Source organism: Pseudoalteromonas sp. APC 3694 (genome assembly GCF_030407565.1).
Classification (GTDB): Bacteria; Pseudomonadota; Gammaproteobacteria; order Enterobacterales; family Alteromonadaceae; genus Pseudoalteromonas; species Pseudoalteromonas tetraodonis.
Genome location: NZ_JASDDE010000002.1, coordinates 128,440 through 148,681 on the forward strand (window position 1 = coordinate 128,440; position 20,242 = coordinate 148,681).

Consider the following 20,242-nt stretch of genomic DNA (forward strand, 5'->3'; position numbering starts at 1 on the left):
TCTATTTAGAGGACGGTATGGTAACTATTCGTTTGCAACGTGGTGGCGCTAAAAAACGCCCTTTCTATCAAATTGTGGTTGCGGATAGCCGTTTCTCGCGTGACGGTCGCTTCATCGAGAAAGTAGGTTTCTTTAACCCAATCGCTTCAGGTCAAGAAGAAAAACTTCGTTTAGATTTACCACGTGTTGAGCACTGGTTAGGTCAAGGCGCAGGTCTTTCAGATCGTGTAGCTAAATTAGTTAAAGACGCTCGTAAAGCGGCTTAATAGGCGTAAGTGTAACCATGAGTCAAGAGAACACCTCATCAATAATTGTCGTAGGAAAGCTCGGCGCCCCATATGGTATAAAGGGCTGGCTTAAGGTGCATTCATTTACTGATGATCCCCAAGGGATCTTCGATTTCAGCCCGTGGTTGATAGGGCAGCAAGGTAAATGGCAATCCTTAGAAGTGGTCGACTGGCGTCGCCACAACAAAGGCTTTATCGCTAAGTTTGCGCAAGTAAACGACAGAGACCAAGCAATGGCTTATACCAATGTTGAAATTTCTGTGGATTCAGCGCAGCTACCAGAATTACCGCAAGGTGAATTCTATTGGCGAGATCTCATTGGCATGTCGGTTGTAACTGATAAAGGTTATAACTTAGGCATTGTTGATGACCTTATGGAGACAGGCTCAAATGACGTACTGGTTGTGAAAGCAAACAGTAAAGATGCATTTGGCCAAGCAGAACGTTTAATTCCTTTTTTAACTGATTCAGTTATTCAAGAGGTTAAATATGATGCGAAAGAAATTACTGTAGATTGGGATCCAAGCTTTTAATGAGTCAAACAAGTTCGTTGTGGGTAGGGGTTATCAGCCTTTTCCCGGATATGTTTGATGCAATTACAACGCAAGGTGTAACCGGTCGCGCTGTTAAAAAGGGTTTAATCGACTTTAACTGCTGGAATCCACGAGACTATGCAACTGATAAGCATAGAACCGTAGATGATCGTCCTTACGGGGGCGGACCAGGCATGTTAATGATGGTTGAACCACTTAAACAAGCCATTCTTGAAGCCAAACAGGCTGCAGGTGATGGTGCAAAAGTAATTTATATGTCGCCACAAGGGCGCAAATTAGATCAGCAAGGGGCAAGCGAACTCGCAAACTCTGAAAAACTGATTTTAATTGCCGGTCGCTATGAAGGTATAGACGAGAGAATAATAGAATCGTACGTTGACGAAGAATGGTCAATTGGTGATTTTATTTTGAGTGGGGGTGAACTACCTGCCATGACATTAATTGACGCAGTAGCGCGATTAGTGCCAGGGGTTTTAGGACACAACCAGTCAGCAGAGCAAGATTCATTTTCGGATGGCTTGCTAGATTGTCCTCACTATACACGGCCAGAAACATTGGACGACAAACAGGTGCCTGCTGTATTACTCAGCGGAAACCACCAAGAGATAGCAAAATGGCGGCTTATGCAGTCATTAGGTAGAACTTGGCTTCGCCGTCCTGACTTGTTGCATAACCTAGCTCTGACTGAGGAGCAAGCGGTATTACTCGCGAAATTTCAGCAAGAGTACCAAAAAGCTTGTGGCTAGAAGACAGTTACACCTAGGAAAGTGAGAAACATAATGGCAAAAGTAAACCAAAATATTATTAAAGCGCTTGAAGAAGAGCAGCTTAAAACAGACGTACCTGCATTCGGCGCTGGTGATACAGTAGTTGTACAGGTAAAAGTAAAAGAAGGTGCTAAAGAGCGTCTACAGGCCTTTGAAGGTGTTGTAATCGCTAAGCGTAATCGTGGTCTTCACTCAGCATTCACAGTTCGTAAAATCTCGAACGGTGAAGGTGTTGAGCGTGTATTCCAAACGCACAGCCCTCTTATTGATAGCGTAACAGTTAAGCGTCGCGGTGCGGTTCGTCGTGCTAAGCTTTACTATCTACGTGAGCGTTCTGGTAAATCTGCACGTATTAGAGAAAAACTTAACTAATACGCGCTGTTTATCAACGCAAAAAAACGGGTTGCAACCTTTGGGTTGCAACCCGTTTTGGTTTTAATGCTATTGCGGTTTTTATATCGCTATATTCAAAAACCAATACACACCTTAACCTGCATGCGTTAAAGTGTGGTTCACTTCAAATCACAATATCTTCTCACTTCTTGCAAAAATGATGTACAAAAATGAATGATAAAACGATAGTTACACACAACGGCAATTTTCACGCAGATGATGTTTTTAGTATCGCTGCACTTAAAATTATTTTCCCTTCTTTTACCCTGATCCGCACACGCGATAATGCGATTATTAATGACGCCGATGTGGTTATTGATGTTGGTGGTCAATATGACCCAGAAACTAACCGGTTTGATCATCATCAGCGTGGCGGTGCTGGCGCTCGTGAAAATGGTATTCCTTTTTCGTCATTTGGCTTGGTGTGGAAAAAATATGGCTTAACAATATGTGATGATAACCAAGATGTGGCGAATGCGGTGGATGCAGGGCTTGTATCAACTATTGATGCCATTGATTGTGGTCATGTTGAAGGGGTTGCTACAGGCATTAGCTTAAGCCAAACAATTTCTATGTTTAACCCAACATGGGAAGAGGAAAGTGATTTTGATGCTGCTTTTGATCAAGCGGTTGAATTTGCACACACTTTACTGATTCGTTTTGTAGCTTCTGCCCGAGGTGGTTTAAATGCTAAAAAGATTGTTGCTCAAGCAATAAAACAAGCTGATGATCCTCGATTAATCGTATTAGAGCGCTATACTCCGTGGAAAAAAACCGTACATAGTTTATCTGATGAGGCATTATTTGTCGTTTACCCATCTCATTCTGGCAAGTGGATAGTGCAAACGGTGCCTGCAGAATTAGGCTCTTTTGAAGACAGAAAGTCATTACCTGCACCATGGGCAGGATTATCAGACGATGAATTTCAAGCGGTAACTGGTATCGATGATGCTATGTTTTGTCACAATGGCTTATTTATCGCTGGCGCAGAATCATTCGACAGTATTATGTCGCTTGCGGCTATGGCATTAGAATACTAATAGTTCTCCTTAACCGCTCGCCGGTTACTTAATAAAAGTGGCTTTAGCCACTTTTTAAGATTCTCTACTTAACCTGAACCTACGTAAATTCAATGTAGTTAGCGCTGAAATAGCTGCTTGAGATAGATTTATTATCTAGCGTTTAGGTTACTTACTACCGTTTCCACCTTGGTTTTAGTTGAACAACTGATAGTGATCTTTTCAATAATTTGCCTTTTAACCCCTAACGTATCCTGTTAGTATTTATCGTATTGATTAGTTTACTTTTTTGTAAGTTTTAATTTACGATTTTGCTTTTTTGGATGGAATGAGAACGTGGCAGAGATAAGTGATTTAGCGCAGCTAAGAACAAGTATAGATGAATGCGACGCGCAACTGGTTGCCTTACTTGCAAAACGCAATGGTATTACCCAACAAATAGGCGCAATAAAACAACAAACTGGCGCGCCATTACATGCACCCGATCGAGAAGCAGATTTATTAGCTGCACGACGTCAAGAGGCTATTAATCAAGGTGTAAATCCTGATTTAGTCGAAGACATTCTCAGACGCATGATGCGTGAAGCTTATCAAAATCAACAAGCCAAATTAGCCTGTGCCGACCCACAATTATCGCCAATTGTTATTGTTGGTGGTGAAGGGGCAATGGGTCAGTTATTTGCAAAACAATTTCAGCGTTCGGGTTACGAAGTCAAAATTTTAGATAAAGCGCAGCAATCACAGGCAGCGGATATTCTAAAAGGTGCAAAACTGGTGATGATCAGTGTACCAATAAATGCTCTTGAAACAGTTGTTAACGCGCTTCCAAAGCTTGATGATGATTGTTTGCTGGTTGATATTACATCAGTTAAACAAGCACCATTAGCTGTGCTTAAAAAAGTACATAGTGGGCCAGTTGTTGGTTTACATCCAATGTTTGGACCTGATATTTCCCATTGGGTGAAACAAACCGTGGTGGTGTGTGAAGGGCGTAGTCATGAGGTGGCACAAGGGTTATTAAAACAGCTACAAATATGGGGTTGTCAGTTGGTTGAACTTGAGGCCAAAAAGCATGACGAAGCAATGCAAATTATTCAGGTTATGCGTCATTTAACCACCTTTGTGTACGGTCAGTTTTTAGCAAAACAGGGACACACACTCGCCGAGCTAAGAAGTTGTTCATCACCTATATATCAGTTAGAGCTAATGATGGTTGGCCGTTTATTTGCACAATCGCCAGAGCTATACACCGATATTATGTTAGCGCAGTTTGACAATGTCGAAAGCTTATTGGCGCAGTATCAGTCTTTGTTTTCGCAAACGCTTGAAAAGCTAAAAGCAGGGGATAAGCTTGCATTAATTGATGCTTTTGCTGATGCAAAATCTTATTTCTCAGATTCAACGGCGCACTTTTTAACCCAAAGCCGTAGTTTATTAAATAAAGCGAATGATGCGAAAGTACTTGATTAAAAAGAATAGCTCCGTGAAAAGAAAAGGGCCGCTAGGCCCTTTTTTAATATTTTGTTAGCTTTCTACGCTCACAGCTTGTAAAGACTCGCTTTGGTAACAACCAAGTACACGAACATATTGAGTGTGCTGTTTGAGCTCCTCCAATGCATGCTTCACTTGGTTATCGATTAAGTTAGCCTCCAAGTCCACATAAAATACTTCTTCCCATGGGTTACCAGGAGTAGGTCGAGATTCTAGTTTCACTAAATTAATATTATGCTGTTTAAAAATCATTAACGCATCGGCAAGCGAACCGGCCTGCTGCTTGGTTGACATAATTAAGCTAGTTTTAGTAGGGATTTGAGTTGATACTTGCAGTGGTTTTCGGGCAACCACAATGAAGCGGCTGTGATTTTCTTTTTGATTGGCAAGATTCGCCTTGATCACTTCAAGGCCTACATTTTTCCCTGCTTGCGCAGAGCCGATTGCTGCGCTGTTCGGTGTTTCAAGAGCTGATTTTAATGCACTTGATGTTGAATCGCAGGTTTCATGCTGAAGTTCGCCAAGGCCCTGTAAAAAGCGGCTACACTGGGCAAAGGGTTGCGGATGTGCAAAGACTTTAGTTAATTGGTTCAGCTCAGTTCCTGGGGCTGCTAATAAGCAATGCTCAACGCTATGAGTAACTTCACCGACAATAGAGACCTGTGCATGCTGCAGCAAATCAAATACTTCATTAATACTACCTGAGCTAGTGTTTTCGATAGGCAGTAAGCCAAAGTCGGCTTGACCTTTTTCTACTTTACCAGTGATTTCTTCAAATGAGGTACAACCAATTTCAACTAATTTACCCGGGCGACGGCTAAAATATTTATGACATGCAAGCTGACTATAAGAGCCTTGACCGCCTAAATACGTTACGCGATGGGTTTCGCTCAGTGCATCGGGGTTTAAATTCTTTTGAAGCATGGCTTGTTGATGCAATACTGAGTCTTCTAATATCGTTTGAAACACGTTGTTAACGTAGTAAGCGTCAAGTCCTAACGATTTGCCATAGCCTATAAGTTTTTCGAGCAAAGCCAGTTCACGGGCCTCATCACGAATGGGTTTATTATTTGCAATTTTATATTCAACTACGCCATGACTAATGCGGCGTCGCTTTGCTAGTAAAACAAGTAAATCGGAGTCGATTTCATTTATATCGTGCCTGAGAGTATCAAGTACATCGTTGCTCATTTGGTTTTCCTCATTCCAAAAATATCACTGATTTTGCAGTGAAAATAAAAAAGCCTCCCAGTTGGGAGGCTTTACTATTCGATTGATTTTATCTCACAAACAGGGAAGCCTCTTCTATATAAAGAAGCTAAAAAAAGAAAAAAAGGCGTGTGAGTAATTTATATTCATACCCTTAATGTATGAAGTGTCACTCCCAATGTCAACAAGCACTTACCTGACGCGGCTTTTTTACCTAATATGTGTACAAAAGGTGTTGTTTTTTAAAAGTTTATAAATAATTTATAATTCTGATTTAAGTTCTGGTATATTTCTATTACTTGAAAAAATAATAATTATAAATAAGGTTGGCTTTTTGTGTATCGACGCCCTCCATCTCGATTTGGCATAAACTCACTTAGTGTAAAGTTATCATTGTTGATCTCTGGTATCTGTTTAGTGGCTGGCATTTGTGCGGCTGCATTAATGCTCAAGTCAGAAGAAAAACAGCTTGTTTTTGAAGAGCATGAGGTATTAAAGCAATCAAATGAATTATTAATAAACCAGTTTAATAACCTGATAGCGACCAAAGTTAAAATAGCAGAGCAAGCTAATATTGTTGTTAGCGAGCAGTTATTTGAGGGACAGCTGTCATTTAAAAATAATACTGCACCGACAATGCAGCTCACCAATGATGGCTCAGTGCGTAGTGCATCACCGGATGGGCTATCAGCCGCGTTTATCCCTCAAACTGCATATTCTCCTTTTTATAAACAGCTAATTGCTGATTCTGAATCCCTTTGGAAAGTTATTTCTCCTACGTTAATTCAAGATTTCTATAATTTTTATCTTATAACTGAAGATAACTTTATTCGTGTCGCACCGCCAAACTGGGCGCTTAATGTGCCTGGAAATTATACATTCAACCAAAGTGATAGCTTCAATTATGCGAAGTCTTTAACTAACCCACAACGAGAGCCTCAATGGTCAAAAGTTTACTATGATGAAGTTTGGAATAAATGGGTAGTCAGTTTAATTGTTCCCATTTATCAAGATGATGAGTTTTTAGGGGTTACCGGTAGCGATATTTCACTAAACTCACTCATATCGCAATTACCCGTCGGTGGAAAGGAAAAACACTTAGTAGTGTTTGATAAACAAGGACAGCTATTAGCACATCCGAACTTAACCTCTGAAAATTATAAAGAGTACGGAGAGGCAGGCAAAAAGCTACTACCTGATGACTTTATTTCTCCAGAACTAAAGCGCGTTATTGATAACGCAGGGCAAATACAATTACCAGAATATGCCGATTCATTTTCATTAAATGATGAAGACTACATTATAAATATCCATAAAGTTGAAGGTGTAAACTGGTATGTGGGTGTATATAAAAAGCGCTCCTCAACGTTATCGGCATTGAAAGACTTAAAGCTTAAGTTTTTTGGCCTATTTATTCTGTATGCCATTTTAGTCGCTTTATTATTACACCAAGCACTTTACCAATTGGTATTAAGACGCTTACATTCATTGGTTTATGCAGTTACTAACTTTGGTAAAGGCCAGTTAGAGATTGAGTTTCCAAAAGAAAATAAAGATGAAATTGGTACGCTTAATGGTTCATTCAAAGATATGACCATTGAAATTCGCAAACTCATTGACGGCTTAAACCAGCGCATAATAGAAAAAGAAATCGCAGAGAAAGCTGCAAATCGCTTGTCTAAAGCGGTTGCGTTCTCGGGTACAGGGGTGGTGATCACCGATGAAAATTTTGTCATTGAATACGTTAATCCAAAAATGTTAGAAATGACTGATTTTGTCGAAAATGATTTCTTGCGTCAGCCATTACTGACAATTATTGCCAATGAAATGACCATGTTGGTAGAGGATATTGACATTGATTTGCGTAATCGTAATTACTGGCGAGGAGATACGCTTATTGAAGCGCAAAATAAGTCGCCAATATGGGTATCGCTTAGTGTGTCACCTATTCGAGAAGACGGTGGTAAAATAACCAGTTACGTGGCATCAGCGCAAGATATTTCGTTTGTGAAAGAAAGCCAACGAAAAATGGAACAGCTCGCTTACTTTGACACACTAACCGGGCTTGCTAACCGTACATTCTTTAGAATGCAGCTCAGGAAGTCGATGGCGCTTGCTGAGAGAGGGCGTTACTCGTTTGCTTTATTTTATTTTGATCTGGATGAATTTAAGCGTATTAACGATACTTTAGGTCATGATGCGGGTGATCAGCTGTTAGTTGAAGTGGCAACACGCTTAAAACAGCGCTTACGAGCAGAAGATACCATAGCCCGTTTAGGTGGGGATGAATTTGCTGTTTTACTCAGTGGTATTGAACATCAAAAAGAAGCATCTGAAGTCGCTGACACCATACAAAAAACCTTAAACCAGCCGATAAAACTTGGCAGCAATGAAGTAATTGTCAGTGCAAGTATTGGCATCACCTTAGCACCATTTGATAGCCTAGAAGAAGATCAGTTACTAAAGCATGCCGACTTAGCCATGTATGAGGCCAAAGCCAAAGGGCGTAACACTTTCCATTTTTATAGCCAAGATCTAAATGCGGCAGCTAATGAACGATTATTCCTAGAAAATGAATTGCGTCATGCGATTAAAGAAAAGCAACTCACGCTACATTACCAGCCACAAGTTGATTGTCGCGATAATAGCGTGGTGGGATATGAAGCATTACTTCGTTGGTTCCATCCTACGCAAGGGTTTATTCCTCCGACTAAGTTTATTCCGATAGCTGAGGCAACGGGTTTAATTGTAGAGCTCGGTAAATGGGTGCTACAACAAGCGTGTGAGTTTACGAAGCGACTAGAACAACAAGGTAGAGCAAGTAATATGTCGATCAATCTGTCAGCAAGACAGTTTAAAGACGCAAGCTTAGTGCCTATGCTGAAAAAAATAATTATAGAGACGCAGATTAATGCTAAAAGTCTGCATCTTGAATTAACCGAAAGCATGCTGATGGGGAATGTTGAAGCAGCTATTGATCAGTTACATCAACTTAAAAAGTTGGGTATCTCAATTTCTATTGATGACTTTGGTACGGGTTATTCTTCACTGAGTTACCTTAAGCGTTTCCCTGTCGATATTCTTAAAATTGACCGTTCGTTTGTCAAAGATATACCTGAGGATGATAACGACATGGAGATCACTGCGGCCATTATTGCTATGGCACAAAAGCTGAAGCTTGATGTAGTTGCCGAAGGGGTCGAAACAATCGAGCAAGTTGAGTTTTTACAAAATAATAATTGTTTTATTGTTCAAGGCTATTATTTTAGTAAGCCAGTGGCTGAGGATGATATTCCCGCATTATTTGATCAATTAGCAGCGCTAAAAATTATTAAATAAGCAAGAATTGCGGGTTAACCACCCGCAATTTTTACTTTAAATTTTAATCCCTCTAAAATCGCTTTTAATTTGTCGCGATCATCACCTTGTACTTCAATAACACCTTCTTTTACTGCGCCCCCTTGGCCCATCTTACTTTTTATTGTTTTTGCTAACTTTTTCAAATCATGCTGTTGTGGATCAAGACCAACAACCAGCATTACACCTTTACCTTTTCGGCCTTTGGTTTGACGTTCTATGCGAATTGACCCGTCTTTAAATAGTTTTACATCCAGTTCTTTTTCTGGCTTTGGCTGATCAATTCGCCCTGTTGCTGTTGAATACACTAAGTGACTATCACTCATAATTAACCTACTTAAGATTGAATATAATAATGCGGCAAATAATAACAAATTTGTGAAGCAAAGGCGTAATTTTTGCACCTAAGCTGAACACCTTTTAATGCCCCCAAAGATAAAGCAACCAGTTTAAATACCGCAATTATATCTATGAATAAAAGTGTTTAAAGATTTTAAAAAAGCGCTTTAAATTGGCTAGCACTATAAAAACATCCATGCTACTATTTCGGCATTATAGATGTATGGACGTCCAAATGGTTAATTCTTACTTAGAGTATGCTCAACTTAATGTTGAGCCACAGTTAATTCACGCTGAGCTAGAAAAGCTTGAGCAATACCTAAATAAAAATGCTGCACCAGCCGTGCGTTGGGAATACCAAATTCCTGAGCTAGGTGAAGGTGGGGCATGTAGTTTATTTGGTTACCTACAGGATGAGCCGTTTAAACTAAGCGATTATGTCAGCCAAAGTACGCAAACAACTGAAAAATTAGCACAACTTCAGTTGATTGTTGACTATGTAATCGGAAACACCCAGTTAGATTGGTATGGCATCTATCAAAATACGGCCACCCCTGAAGGCGAGCAGTTATTAAAGCTCGCTTATTTTGGTGCACCGAGTCGCCCTTTATTTCCGCTCACTGCTGAATTTGCAACCGGCAGTAATAATGTGCAAGTGGCACTCAGTGGTAAAGGACGTGTCATTAATAATGTTGAGCAATATTTAGCCGCGGGTGGTGAGTATTACACCTGCGATCCGAAAGTAAAAGCAGAGGCCTGTTTACCACTATTTAATGCGCAAAAGCAGTGCATTGGCATTGTCGATGGCGAAGCCTTTAGCACGGATTTTTTTGATAATGCGACACTCGCGTTATTAATTGCATGCTGTATTAAAATTCCTCACTTTTTAGTGTAAATAACACTGGTCAATCGAGTGAGTTTTTATGTTAAGCTTAGCGCAACAGCTAACCCCTAAATAACGAAGAGATAGTCAATGTTCTCAGTATTAAAACCATTACCTACAGACCCTATTCTTGGCCTTATGGCGGCCTATAAGCAAGATACTAACCCAAATAAGATTGACTTAGGGGTTGGTGTATATAAAGACGAGCAGGGGAATACCCCGGTATTAAAGTCAGTAAAAAAAGCAGAAGCGTTTCGTTTAGAAAATGAAATGAGCAAATCTTACATTGGTCTTGCTGGTAACTTAGATTACTGTCAACAAATGGAAAATCTTCTTCTTGGTGAGCACCCGGCATTATTAGCTAATCGCGTACGCACAGCACAAGCACCTGGTGGTACAGGCGCACTTCGTGTTGCAGCAGAATTTATTGTACGTTGTAACCCAAACGCTACTGTATGGGTTACTAACCCAACGTGGGCTAACCACATTAGCTTATTTGAAGCTGCAGGCTTAACGGTTAAAGAATACCCATACTACGACTACGAAAACAAAGATTTATTGTTTGATGAAATGGTTGAAACATTAACACAGGTGCCTAAGGGCGATGTTGTGTTATTACATGCATGTTGTCACAACCCAAGTGGTATGGATTTAAACGAAACACAATGGAATACCATTGCTGAACTTGCAAAAGATGTGGGCTTTACGCCATTAATTGATATTGCATACCAAGGTTTTGGTTCTTCTTTAGAAGAAGATGCGAATGGTTTACGTATTTTAGCCAATGCGGTTGAAGAGTTGATAATTTGTTCATCATGTTCTAAAAACTTTGGCTTATACCGTGAGCGTATTGGTGCGTGTTCAATTATTGCAAAAGACAGTGCAACCGCTGATATTTCAAACTCGGTATTATTAAGTGTGGTACGTAGCATTTATTCTATGCCGCCAGCGCACGGTGCAGACATTGTAAACACTATTTTAAGCAGCACAGAGTTAACGCAGTTATGGCACAGTGAACTTGATGAAATGCGTAACCGTATTAATGGTTTACGTAGTTTAATTAAAGACAGCCTTGCAGCCAAAGACATTGCTCAAGACTTCTCATTTATAGACCGCCAACATGGTATGTTCTCTTTCTTAGGTATTAATAAAGAGCAAATCGAGCGTCTACAAAAAGACTACGGTATTTATATTGTAGGCTCTAGCCGTGTAAACGTAGCGGGAATTAGTCAAGCAAACATCGATTACTTTGCTAACGCTGTTGCTGATGTATGTAAGTAACCAATAATAAGTTTTAGCTTATTAGCAATAAAAAAACCGCACACTCGTTGCGGTTTTTTATTGTTTGTAATACCCATCCCCTTATATATATCTGCTTAGATATAAGGGAGTTTAATTCGTTAAATTGTTCAAATATTTATACAAGTTGGTATTACAGCCAGCGAATAGCGCCTGCAATACGTTCATAATACATATTAACCGGTGAGCCTAGGCTTGCTATTAGTACAGTATCAGCTTGTTTTCCTCGGCTTATATGGCCTACGTAGCGAGAGTCACTAAAGTCACCCGAGCCAATTTCAAAGACTTTGTTATCACTAGGGACAATAAACACGGTCATAGGGCCAAAGTCCGATTCAAACACTAAATGGATGCCTTTCTCGCCTTGAAAATCGCAAAAGTTAACATAAGTAACTTTCCCAGGTAAATCATTAAGTTGACCGCCAAGTAAAGCCAGCTTTTCATTGACTGTTTGTAAGCTGATAGGTTGAGTTTTATTTAACGCGTTAAGTTCATGATAAACATGCGCCAATGCATGCTCGCCAGCCGCATGATTCAAGTTTTGCTCTGTGCTAAACATAAACGCACTTACCGCAATCACAAATGAAGCAGCGAACGCCAAATATACACGGTCAAACTTAAAGCGTGAGCGTGAATCAATAACGTTGTCTTTTTGTTCAAGCTCATCTTTTCTGGCTTTTTCTTTTAACGAGGTGTTTAAAATAATCCGTTCAGCAAGGTTGTCAGGCACAGGAATATCAAGCGCATCATTAAGTTGCTTATCAAATGTTTTGTTTTCATTTAAAAATTGTTGTCTATCGGGACTGCTGTTTGCAAATTCCAGTAGTTCTTTGTCTAGCTCGTTTGGCTGTGCAATCGTGCGGCGACGAAACTCAAGTTCATCCATTATTTTGATGCCCCTTTAAGTTGTTCATCATCACGGCTTAGTGCCTCTTTAAGTTGATTTTTTGCTCGAAATAAACGTGTCATAACCGTATTTTTGTTTAAATCGAGTATGTCTGCAATTTCATCCCCAGAGCAGCCCATAACCACTTGTAATAGTAGCGGCTCTTTGTATTCATCGGCCAACAACGAAATTTGCCGTTGAATAACGGTTTGCTCCATTTCATCATCTAAAGAATGACTGGTTTGATCCACTAGCGTGTCGTTATCTACATCACTGTAATCAAATTGCTTGCGCTCAAAGCGCCTCGCATTTTCGCGTCTTAAAATTGTTAGCAACCATGGCTTAGCTGCTTTTTGATCGAGTAACGAGTCAAGCGATCGCCAAGCACGTAAAAAGGTTTCTTGCACTAAGTCATCTGCAATATTCGGATCGTTACATAACCAGTAAGCGAAGCGATAGAGTTCCTTATGATAAACGTGAACCAGGGCTTCGTAGCGTTGTTGTTTTTCAGCCATATTTAGTAAGACCCGATCATTCGATTTTTTATTTCCAAACATAAGCACTTTTTAGTTAAAATTATTATAGGTCAAAAAAGCAAAATACAATTGAGATCAAGAATACAGCTCTTTTAACGCAGGTGATGAAGGCTTAGCTGTTTGCGATTGATGTGCCTTTAACATGCTAACTATAGCGTCTAAGTTGGCGCTAGCCGTTTGCTTACTGTACAACTGTGCTTGTAAATTGTTTACCTGCGCGGTGAACTGCGAGTTGTTTATCATAGCGCATAAATGGGATAGCGCCCCTACCTTTTTACCTGTAAGGGTTAGCGCATACTGATTAAGCGCATCGTAAAATGCTTTTTCGTCATGGCTTTTAGCTAATACCAGCAGGGCTTTTAAAGATGGTTGTTGATTTGTTTTATTAGTTGTTTGAGCCGCTTGTTGCACTTCTTTAGTTGGGCGTTTAATAAAGTAAAAAATCAGCGTCGCAATCCATAAAACATAACCAAGTGCGGCCACAATAATTAGCCACAGTGGTGTGGCAGTTTGCTGTTGCACTGTAACTGCTTGCTCCGTTGACTCTGCCATAGTATTACTTAGATTGTTTTCAGCTGGCGGATTAAGCGTTTGCACTGGCGCTGTTGTACTGGGTGTTACTGTAATAGTGCGCTCAGGTAAGGTCGCGTAACTAATTCGATTCATTTTGGTGTTATACCAAGGCAGGCTAATTTCAGGCAATGTGTAAGTGCCAGGTGTTTGTGGCAGTAGCGCATACGAGGCCGTTTGCTGTGATACCACTCGGCCATCGCGTACCGCATTATTGGTTTCTTTTTCATCAGGGTAGCTGCGAATACCATTAATAGTAGGCATATCAATTTCGGGTAACTGCTCTTTAGTCACCCCTAGCGCGGTGAGCATAATTGTACGTGTTATTGGCGTACCGGCTTCAACGGTATTATCCTCTGGCTGCCATTGCTCGGTTAAGCTCACCAGTTCACTGGGTAACCAGTCTCCTTGATAGTTTTCAGGGATAGGTTTAATTTCAATTTGCTGCTCATCGCCAAGCGCTGACACTTCCAATTGACGATAGTTTTGCTGAATACGCCCCTGAAAAACGGGAGCTGCAATAGTGTATGCGCCACTTTTTTGGGGCTGAATTAAATAATTACGGGTGATCACTAAATAACGTTTACCGTTAACCAGTTCATAATCTTCGCTTTGTTTACCGAGTTGGGTAAGTTGGGCATCTTCCATACTTGGCGCACTTAAGCTGCCATCAAGAAGCTCTTTGGCTAAGTAAAGCTTAATGGTGTAAACGCCAGCCTCTTGCACAAATAAGCTGTTGTTTGAGAGTGAGGTTTTTAAAAATATATCGTTATTTTTATCTGCGTCGCTGCTGCGCTCTTTAACCGATAAACTAATTGGTTGCGAGTTTAGCCCTGCAACACTAAAACTGGGAATGGTGTATTCACCCGCCTTGCGGGTCATTAGTTTAACAGACCAAGAGGTTTGTTTTTTTATACTGCCATTAATAATGTTAGTGCGGCTACTTAAGCTCATAGGGCCGACTACAAAATCTTTTAATAATGCTGAGGTGTCGGGTTGTTGCCCTTTTATTGAATCATCAATGCTAATATTAAGCATAAAAAATTCACCCGCTAATACTGGGTTTTTATCAACGCTTGCCTCCAAAGTGGTGGCGGCCATTAATGGCATGGCAGTTAATAGCAATAAACAGCAAAATAATCGCATTACCATGATTTTTCTACTCCTGTTGGACGACGTTGATATTGTCTTTTTTGGGCTTCTAATTGCATTTTGTTTCTTAATAAAATAGCGGGATCGTCGGGCACTTTTCTTAATAACTGATTTAGTTGCTGTGCTTTTTCTTTTTCTTCATTAGTGAGCTCAGCGGCTTGTGCTTGCATGGCTTGTTGCTGTGCCTGCTGTTTTTGCTCATCAGAGGGCGGTTGCTCACTCATTTCATTAGGTTGATTTTGAGGCTCATCTTGCTGCGGTTTATTCTGGTCTTTATTTTCATTTTGTTGGCTTTGTGACTGAGCTTGCATATCAGGCTCATTCTGTTTGTCTGATTGCTCACCAGATTGGCCTTGTTCATCTTTTGATTGTTCCGAGGACTGATCTGATTGCTGTTGCTCACTATTTTGGCTGCCCTCTTCACTTTTATCTGCGTTGTTTTTCTCGCCATTTTTTTGCTGATCTTGTTTTGATTTATCTGCATCATCTTGACTTTGCTCATCTTGATTTTGCGAATCATTGCCTTGCTGATTTTTTTGGTCTTGCTGTTGACTCAGTAACTGCTCAACAAGCGCTTGATTCTCAGCGGCTTCACTAAAGTTATCTTGCTTTACTTGCGCTTGTTTATACGCGTCAATGGCAGCCTCTAATTGTCCTGCTTTAGCCAAGGCGTTGCCATAGTTATAATAACCGGTTGCTGACTTATCTTGGCTAAACTCATTCAAGGCAGCATCAAATTGCCCTTGCTGATAAAGTGCAGCCCCTTTGAGAGCGCTTGAGCGAGCCTGAGCTGCTTGTTGATACTCTTTGTTGTTGTATGCCTCTAATGCCCGTTGATCCGTATTTTTAAACAGGGTTGGCAGCTCTGCGGCATGCGCATTTTGTTGAGGTAAAAAGCTAAGTAATAGTACTGCGCTAACTAATGCAGAACGTCTAAATAAATACAAAGCTAAAGGCAGTAAAATAAGCAAACCATAAATACCGGCGTCAATTCGCCATAAGGCTAAATTTGGTTTTTCACTTTTTAATACTTCACTGTTTGCTTGCGGTGAAAAAACGGCAATATCGCTATTGCTTGGCTGATAATCGGCAAACTGCCCACCACTATTTTTTGCAAGTCCTTCAAGTAATGATGCATTGAGGGTTGGCACCACAATTTGACCATAATTATCTTTTAAAAACCCGCCTTCAGGTAACTTTATAGGAGCTCCTTGCGCTGTGCCTACGCCGTAAATATTAAGTCGATATTGGCTACTGTTGGTAAAACGGCTTACATCGCTTTGCTGTTGTTGTTCAATACCATCGGTGATCAAAATAATATCGCCATCGAGGTAGCCGGCTTGGCTTAGTAGCTCTTGTGCCATATCTAAGCCAGCGAGTACGTTTGAGCCTTTATCTGGCATAATTTCAGGGCTTAAACTAGGAATAAGGTTGGCAAGAGTCTTAGCGTCGTTGGTCAGTGGTGAAATGGTATAGGCAGTGCCTGCGTAAGCCACTAACGCGGTATCGCCTTCTTTAAATAGCTCAACCATATCGAGGGCTTTAAAACGTGATTGCATTAATCGATTGGGAGCAATGTCGGTGCTATACATAGAGTAGGACATATCCATGACAATAACGCGGGCACTTTTACTTTGAAACACGGGTACTTGTTTCTCTTCAAAGCTTGGCCCTGCACTAAATATAATCGCTAAATTGCAAAATAACGCAACCAGCCACAGCGGCTGGCGAGCTTTATTGTTTGATTCACTCATTACAAATGGTGCCAAATGCGGCGCAATAAGCGGCGCTGACTGGGTTTTTTTATGTTTTAGTAAGGCGATAAAAAATAACCCTGAGGCAGGGAGTAACAGCCATAAAATAGCAGGACGAATAAATTCAAAATCCATTAGTTTGGCTCCTTCATTGCGCGCACCGTTTTTATCAATGCCATTGCACTTATGAGTAAAATGGCCAGTAATAACGGATAATAGAACAAGGCTGTTTGTGGGCGAAAGGTTTGCTCATCGGCACTAATTGGTTCAAGCTTATCAAGCTCAGCGTAAATCTGTTGCAGGCCAGCGACATCTTTTGCTCTAAAATACAGACCGCCTGTTTGCTCAGCAATTTTTTTCAATAAACCCTCATCTAGGTTACTGCCCCCAGAGCCCATATTAAATAAACTAAAGCCGCGCGGGTTATCTGAACCGACTCCGATGGTGTACACTTTTATACCTTCTTCACGGGCAAGTAACAGTGCATCTTCTGGGTTTAAATTTCCCGCGGTGTTTTGTCCATCTGTAAGCAACACCACAATACGGTTACTTTCTTTTTTACTGGCAAAGCGTTTTACCGATAAACCTAAAGCGTCACCAATCGCCGTGGCGCGTCCTACTAAACCAATTTGCGCCTCAGAGAGCATTTTACTGACGGTTTTCACATCACGCGTCAATGGGGTTTGTAAAAAAGCGGTATCACCAAACAATATAAGGCCGAGTCTGTCGCCTTGGCGCTGCTCTATAAAGTCACTTAGCACTGCTTTAACCATGGTTAAACGGTCAACATATTGGCCATTGTAAGCCATGTCTTGTTCGGTCATTGACCCTGACAAATCCACAGCGAGCATTATATCGCGGCCTTCGTTGGGTAGCGATATGGGCTCATCTAACCACGTTGGATTTGCTGATGCGGTCACTAATAATAACCACAGCAACCACTCGATAATATTCAATTTACGCGCACTTGGCTCTATGCTTTGATTGCTTAAATTATGTGATGCAAAACTTGGAATGCGCAGACGCGTGTTGGCATCATTGGCGGCGGGTTTTAATAGTAACAATATTAAAGGTAGCGGCAGTAATAAAAACAGCCATGGCCAGCTAAATTCAAACATGCAGCGGCTCCTTTAGTTTAAATTGTTTAATGGCTTGGCGAAATTTATCACTAAGTGCTGCCTGTGTTTGATTAGCGTTATATAGGCTTAAAATTTCTTCTTCTGTAAAGCCAATAGCTGAAAGTTGGTTTAATGTGTTGCACCAATGCGTTGTTGACTGCGCGGCCAAACGCGGATCGTAATAGGTGATCACTAAACGCTTTAAAATGACATGCAATTGCTGCGCTGACTGTTGTTGATTAGCTAATGCAATGGCATCACGTTTTGGCTTTTTAAAGCGATAATTTTTATAAATTATGACAATTAAGCTACACAATAAACACACAGCAATTGCAATAACAACCCACCAAGCAGGAGCGAGTGGCCACCAGTCGACTTGGGTGGGAGCAATAATATCGTGTAGACCATCAAGTGGAGAGGTTTGCATGATTTATTTTCTCACTAATTGCAGTTCCAGCGCAGTGGCTGCATCAAATGATAATAGGGTGAGTCCAGACTTTGTTAAGCGATTAATGCGTGCGCTAAATGCGTGCTCGGCATTTTTGGCAAATCGTTGTCTAAAGCTCTTGTCCATTAAGGGCAGGGCAAATTGCTGATTATTAGCACTGACGGTTACCGTTTGTTTAAAAGCAGGTAATTGATGTTCAAAGGGGTCGCTAATATGACACCCAATCAGTTCGCAATGACGCGCTAAAAGTTCAAGTTGCTTAAAGCTGGCGTCATCCAAGGCGTTAAAATCAGACACGATATAAACCAAACTACCGGGCTTAGCTAAGTGATTTAAACGTTTGAGGTTATCGCTAAAATTATTCGCGGCCGGCTTATCAATGTTCTCAAGAGCCAGCTGATGCGCATCGCATAAATTATGGCATAGTTTTAATACCGCTTTTTCACGAGCGCTGGGTTTTAGCTCTAAATGCGAGTGCTGATTAAACACAATACCGCCAATTCTGTCGCCACGCTGACACGCTGACCACGCAACTAAGGCGCTAATATGTGCCGCTTGCACCGATTTTAACAGTAATTGCGAGCCAAATAGCATTGAGTTTGAAAAGTCAGTAAACACAAATACCGGGCGCTCTTTTTCTTCTTGAAAAAGTTTAGTGTGGGTTTCGCCTGTGCGCGCGGTAACGCGCCAATCAATAGAGCGTATATCGTCACCGTTTTGATAATGACGCACTTCGGCAAATTCCATACCCCGGCCTTTGTGGGGCGCAAGGTATTGCCCCGCCAAGGTGTTTTTTATTCTAACTTTAGGTGCCAGCTCAAGCAGTTGCGCTTTTGCTTTATAATACATCAGCTCTTTAAGCGATAAATTAACACCATGGCTATGGCTTAATTTAAGCCATGCCTGAGAATCAAAGTGTGTTTGCATAACTTAAGGTACTGCGACTAGTTCAACAATACGGCTAATAACCTGATCTTTTGTAATACCATCGGCTTGTGCTTCGTAACTTAGAATAATGCGATGGCGCAATACATTATGTACCACAGCTTGTATATCGTCAGGTGATACAAAATCACGACCACTTAACCACGCATGAGCGCGGGCACATTTATCCAAAGCAATCGTGGCACGTGGGCTGGCGCCGTATTCAATCCAGCGGCCAAGTTGTTCATCTAAGTTTGCACCTTCTCGAGTGGCTATGATCAGTTGCACTAGGTACTGCTCTAATGGCTCGGCCAAATACAGACCTAAAATTGCTTTTCGCGCAGCAAACAAATCGGTTTGTGAAATTTGCTCAAGCACTGGGGCTTCATCATTAAGTGCTTCACCACGGGTTAAACGTAAAATATCAAGCTCATGCTCAGCACCTGGGTAATTAATACTTAAGTGCATTAAAAAGCGGTCTAATTGCGCTTCTGGTAGAGGGTAAGTACCTTCTTGCTCAAGCGGGTTTTGTGTTGCCATCACTAAAAACAGGTCACTGAGTGGATAGGTGTTTTTGCCTACCGTGACTTGGCGCTCGGCCATCGCTTCTAATAATGCCGATTGTACTTTTGCCGGTGCTCGGTTTATTTCGTCCGCTAAAATGAGGTTATGAAATAAAGGGCCTTTTTCAAATACAAACTCACTGGTTTGTTGGCGATAAATATCGGTGCCGGTCACATCGGCTGGTAATAAATCTGGGGTAAACTGAACACGCTGAAACGAGCCTTCAATACCTCTTGCTAAGGCATTAACTGCGCGTGTTTTTGCAAGCCCAGGTGGGCCTTCAACTAATAAATGGCCATCGGCTAGTATAGCAATTAATAGTGCTTGAGTGAGCGCAGGCTGGCCAATAATTTGGGTGTCTAAATACGTTTTTAATTGTGAAAATGCGTTAGCTGCCATAATAAGTGGACTGTCCTCGTCAGCTTAAATAATACCTAAATTGGTTAGGTAACAAATACTGAGCTAGTTATAAGGTTTATAAGTGGATAACTCAAGAGTTAGACTGATTTTTTAAAAATAGTTCGTTATTTTTTAACGATTTTTTAGCCTAACATAAAACTTTGTAAAACCAGCTAAAAAAGCCTATTGTATTACCCTCATACAATGTATGTAGTGATTTACAATGGCGCTTTTGTATTAATTTACCTTTATCTATTGGCTTTATCACACGGGTTGTTTAGAATCGGAGAAAA

At 40.9% G+C, this 20,242-nt stretch carries 19 protein-coding genes and 1 other annotated feature; of the genes, 9 read left to right on the plus strand and 10 right to left on the minus strand.

Annotated elements, in window-relative coordinates; all coding sequences use genetic code 11:
* Positions 1-17: 17 nt before the first annotated feature.
* The 6 genes from rpsP (at position 18) to tyrA (ending at position 4,490) form a co-directional block, all read left to right on the plus strand.
* Positions 18-266 carry a 30S ribosomal protein S16 gene (gene rpsP, locus QMA00_RS01605; protein ID WP_008114468.1) on the plus strand — a complete coding sequence of 83 codons (249 nt, stop codon included), beginning with the start codon at positions 18-20 and terminating at the stop codon, positions 264-266.
* A 17-nt stretch (positions 267-283) separates the two neighbouring features.
* Positions 284-820, plus strand: a complete 537-nt coding sequence (gene rimM, locus QMA00_RS01610; protein ID WP_008114470.1) for a ribosome maturation factor RimM — start codon at positions 284-286, stop codon at positions 818-820.
* Entirely contained in the window at positions 820-1,587 is a 768-nt protein-coding gene (trmD, locus tag QMA00_RS01615) for a tRNA (guanosine(37)-N1)-methyltransferase TrmD (protein WP_075170595.1), read from the plus strand. The genes rimM and trmD overlap by 1 nt, the downstream gene beginning before the upstream one ends.
* A gap of 33 nt (positions 1,588-1,620) precedes the next feature.
* On the plus strand, positions 1,621-1,980 hold the full coding sequence (rplS, locus tag QMA00_RS01620; RefSeq protein WP_008114473.1) for a 50S ribosomal protein L19: 360 nt from the start codon (positions 1,621-1,623) through the stop codon (positions 1,978-1,980).
* A 191-nt stretch (positions 1,981-2,171) separates the two neighbouring features.
* Positions 2,172-3,041 (plus strand): MYG1 family protein, encoded by an 870-nt coding sequence (locus QMA00_RS01625; RefSeq protein WP_076921526.1) that lies wholly within the window; start codon positions 2,172-2,174, stop codon positions 3,039-3,041.
* Between the two features lie 315 nt (positions 3,042-3,356).
* Positions 3,357-4,490, plus strand: coding sequence for a bifunctional chorismate mutase/prephenate dehydrogenase (gene tyrA, locus QMA00_RS01630; RefSeq protein ID WP_076921528.1), 1,134 nt, complete (start codon positions 3,357-3,359; stop codon positions 4,488-4,490).
* A 54-nt stretch (positions 4,491-4,544) separates the two neighbouring features.
* Here the strand turns inward: tyrA and QMA00_RS01635 are convergent, their stop codons facing one another.
* The gene (locus QMA00_RS01635; RefSeq protein ID WP_076921530.1) at positions 4,545-5,702 is read right to left on the minus strand and encodes a chorismate mutase; all 1,158 of its coding nucleotides are present in this window, start codon (positions 5,700-5,702) and stop codon (positions 4,545-4,547) included.
* Between the two features lie 43 nt (positions 5,703-5,745).
* Positions 5,746-5,861 (minus strand) — a sequence feature (Phe leader region).
* A gap of 195 nt (positions 5,862-6,056) precedes the next feature.
* On the opposite strand from QMA00_RS01635, the gene QMA00_RS01640 reads away from it, so the two are divergent.
* The gene (locus tag QMA00_RS01640; protein ID WP_010391318.1) at positions 6,057-9,059 is read left to right on the plus strand and encodes an EAL domain-containing protein; all 3,003 of its coding nucleotides are present in this window, start codon (positions 6,057-6,059) and stop codon (positions 9,057-9,059) included.
* A gap of 14 nt (positions 9,060-9,073) precedes the next feature.
* Here the strand turns inward: QMA00_RS01640 and QMA00_RS01645 are convergent, their stop codons facing one another.
* Positions 9,074-9,403, minus strand: coding sequence for a translation initiation factor (locus tag QMA00_RS01645; protein WP_008114484.1), 330 nt, complete (start codon positions 9,401-9,403; stop codon positions 9,074-9,076).
* A gap of 248 nt (positions 9,404-9,651) precedes the next feature.
* Here QMA00_RS01645 and QMA00_RS01650 point away from each other — a divergent pair, with 248 nt between their 5' ends.
* Together QMA00_RS01650 and QMA00_RS01655 are read left to right on the plus strand one after the other, a co-directional pair.
* Positions 9,652-10,311: a GAF domain-containing protein gene (locus QMA00_RS01650; protein ID WP_076921532.1), complete on the plus strand. Its 660-nt coding sequence runs from the start codon at positions 9,652-9,654 to the stop codon at positions 10,309-10,311.
* A 78-nt stretch (positions 10,312-10,389) separates the two neighbouring features.
* Positions 10,390-11,580 (plus strand): amino acid aminotransferase, encoded by a 1,191-nt coding sequence (locus QMA00_RS01655; protein ID WP_036983216.1) that lies wholly within the window; start codon positions 10,390-10,392, stop codon positions 11,578-11,580.
* A 151-nt stretch (positions 11,581-11,731) separates the two neighbouring features.
* On the opposite strand, the gene QMA00_RS01660 is transcribed toward QMA00_RS01655, so the two are convergent.
* The 8 genes from QMA00_RS01660 to QMA00_RS01695 are packed head-to-tail and all read right to left on the minus strand — an operon-like array spanning position 11,732 to position 19,949.
* Positions 11,732-12,484: a DUF3379 family protein gene (locus QMA00_RS01660; protein WP_290155632.1), complete on the minus strand. Its 753-nt coding sequence runs from the start codon at positions 12,482-12,484 to the stop codon at positions 11,732-11,734.
* Positions 12,484-13,041 carry a sigma-70 family RNA polymerase sigma factor gene (locus tag QMA00_RS01665; RefSeq protein ID WP_013464502.1) on the minus strand — a complete coding sequence of 186 codons (558 nt, stop codon included), beginning with the start codon at positions 13,039-13,041 and terminating at the stop codon, positions 12,484-12,486. Before QMA00_RS01665 ends, QMA00_RS01660 begins: the two co-directional genes overlap by 1 nt.
* A 54-nt stretch (positions 13,042-13,095) precedes the next feature.
* The gene (locus QMA00_RS01670) at positions 13,096-14,742 is read right to left on the minus strand and encodes a BatD family protein (protein ID WP_290155636.1); all 1,647 of its coding nucleotides are present in this window, start codon (positions 14,740-14,742) and stop codon (positions 13,096-13,098) included.
* Positions 14,736-16,631: a VWA domain-containing protein gene (locus QMA00_RS01675; RefSeq protein WP_290155638.1), complete on the minus strand. Its 1,896-nt coding sequence runs from the start codon at positions 16,629-16,631 to the stop codon at positions 14,736-14,738. The genes QMA00_RS01670 and QMA00_RS01675 overlap by 7 nt, the downstream gene beginning before the upstream one ends.
* Entirely contained in the window at positions 16,631-17,614 is a 984-nt protein-coding gene (locus QMA00_RS01680) for a VWA domain-containing protein (RefSeq protein ID WP_028835374.1), read from the minus strand. The genes QMA00_RS01675 and QMA00_RS01680 overlap by 1 nt, the downstream gene beginning before the upstream one ends.
* On the minus strand, positions 17,607-18,041 hold the full coding sequence (locus QMA00_RS01685; RefSeq protein WP_013464506.1) for a DUF4381 domain-containing protein: 435 nt from the start codon (positions 18,039-18,041) through the stop codon (positions 17,607-17,609). The genes QMA00_RS01680 and QMA00_RS01685 overlap by 8 nt, the downstream gene beginning before the upstream one ends.
* A gap of 3 nt (positions 18,042-18,044) precedes the next feature.
* Positions 18,045-18,989 (minus strand): DUF58 domain-containing protein, encoded by a 945-nt coding sequence (locus QMA00_RS01690; protein WP_290155643.1) that lies wholly within the window; start codon positions 18,987-18,989, stop codon positions 18,045-18,047.
* A 3-nt stretch (positions 18,990-18,992) separates the two neighbouring features.
* Positions 18,993-19,949 (minus strand): MoxR family ATPase, encoded by a 957-nt coding sequence (locus tag QMA00_RS01695; protein ID WP_248474299.1) that lies wholly within the window; start codon positions 19,947-19,949, stop codon positions 18,993-18,995.
* Positions 19,950-20,242 lie beyond the last annotated feature (293 nt).

What these genes read in the sequence shown, in the direction of transcription:
- rpsP (WP_008114468.1), top strand. Translation starts at nt 18, where the DNA reads ATGGTAACTATTCGTTTGCAACGTGGTGGCGCTAAAAAACGCCCTTTC.
- rimM (WP_008114470.1), top strand. Translation starts at nt 284, where the DNA reads ATGAGTCAAGAGAACACCTCATCAATAATTGTCGTAGGAAAGCTCGGC.
- trmD (WP_075170595.1), top strand. Translation starts at nt 820, where the DNA reads ATGAGTCAAACAAGTTCGTTGTGGGTAGGGGTTATCAGCCTTTTCCCG.
- rplS (WP_008114473.1), top strand. Translation starts at nt 1,621, where the DNA reads ATGGCAAAAGTAAACCAAAATATTATTAAAGCGCTTGAAGAAGAGCAG.
- QMA00_RS01625 (WP_076921526.1), top strand. Translation starts at nt 2,172, where the DNA reads ATGAATGATAAAACGATAGTTACACACAACGGCAATTTTCACGCAGAT.
- QMA00_RS01635 (WP_076921530.1), bottom strand. Translation starts at nt 5,702, where the DNA reads ATGAGCAACGATGTACTTGATACTCTCAGGCACGATATAAATGAAATC.
- QMA00_RS01645 (WP_008114484.1), bottom strand. Translation starts at nt 9,403, where the DNA reads ATGAGTGATAGTCACTTAGTGTATTCAACAGCAACAGGGCGAATTGAT.
- QMA00_RS01650 (WP_076921532.1), top strand. Translation starts at nt 9,652, where the DNA reads ATGGTTAATTCTTACTTAGAGTATGCTCAACTTAATGTTGAGCCACAG.
- QMA00_RS01655 (WP_036983216.1), top strand. Translation starts at nt 10,390, where the DNA reads ATGTTCTCAGTATTAAAACCATTACCTACAGACCCTATTCTTGGCCTT.
- QMA00_RS01660 (WP_290155632.1), bottom strand. Translation starts at nt 12,484, where the DNA reads ATGGATGAACTTGAGTTTCGTCGCCGCACGATTGCACAGCCAAACGAG.
- QMA00_RS01665 (WP_013464502.1), bottom strand. Translation starts at nt 13,041, where the DNA reads ATGTTTGGAAATAAAAAATCGAATGATCGGGTCTTACTAAATATGGCT.
- QMA00_RS01670 (WP_290155636.1), bottom strand. Translation starts at nt 14,742, where the DNA reads ATGGTAATGCGATTATTTTGCTGTTTATTGCTATTAACTGCCATGCCA.
- QMA00_RS01675 (WP_290155638.1), bottom strand. Translation starts at nt 16,631, where the DNA reads ATGGATTTTGAATTTATTCGTCCTGCTATTTTATGGCTGTTACTCCCT.
- QMA00_RS01680 (WP_028835374.1), bottom strand. Translation starts at nt 17,614, where the DNA reads ATGTTTGAATTTAGCTGGCCATGGCTGTTTTTATTACTGCCGCTACCT.
- QMA00_RS01685 (WP_013464506.1), bottom strand. Translation starts at nt 18,041, where the DNA reads ATGCAAACCTCTCCACTTGATGGTCTACACGATATTATTGCTCCCACC.
- QMA00_RS01690 (WP_290155643.1), bottom strand. Translation starts at nt 18,989, where the DNA reads ATGCAAACACACTTTGATTCTCAGGCATGGCTTAAATTAAGCCATAGC.
- QMA00_RS01695 (WP_248474299.1), bottom strand. Translation starts at nt 19,949, where the DNA reads ATGGCAGCTAACGCATTTTCACAATTAAAAACGTATTTAGACACCCAA.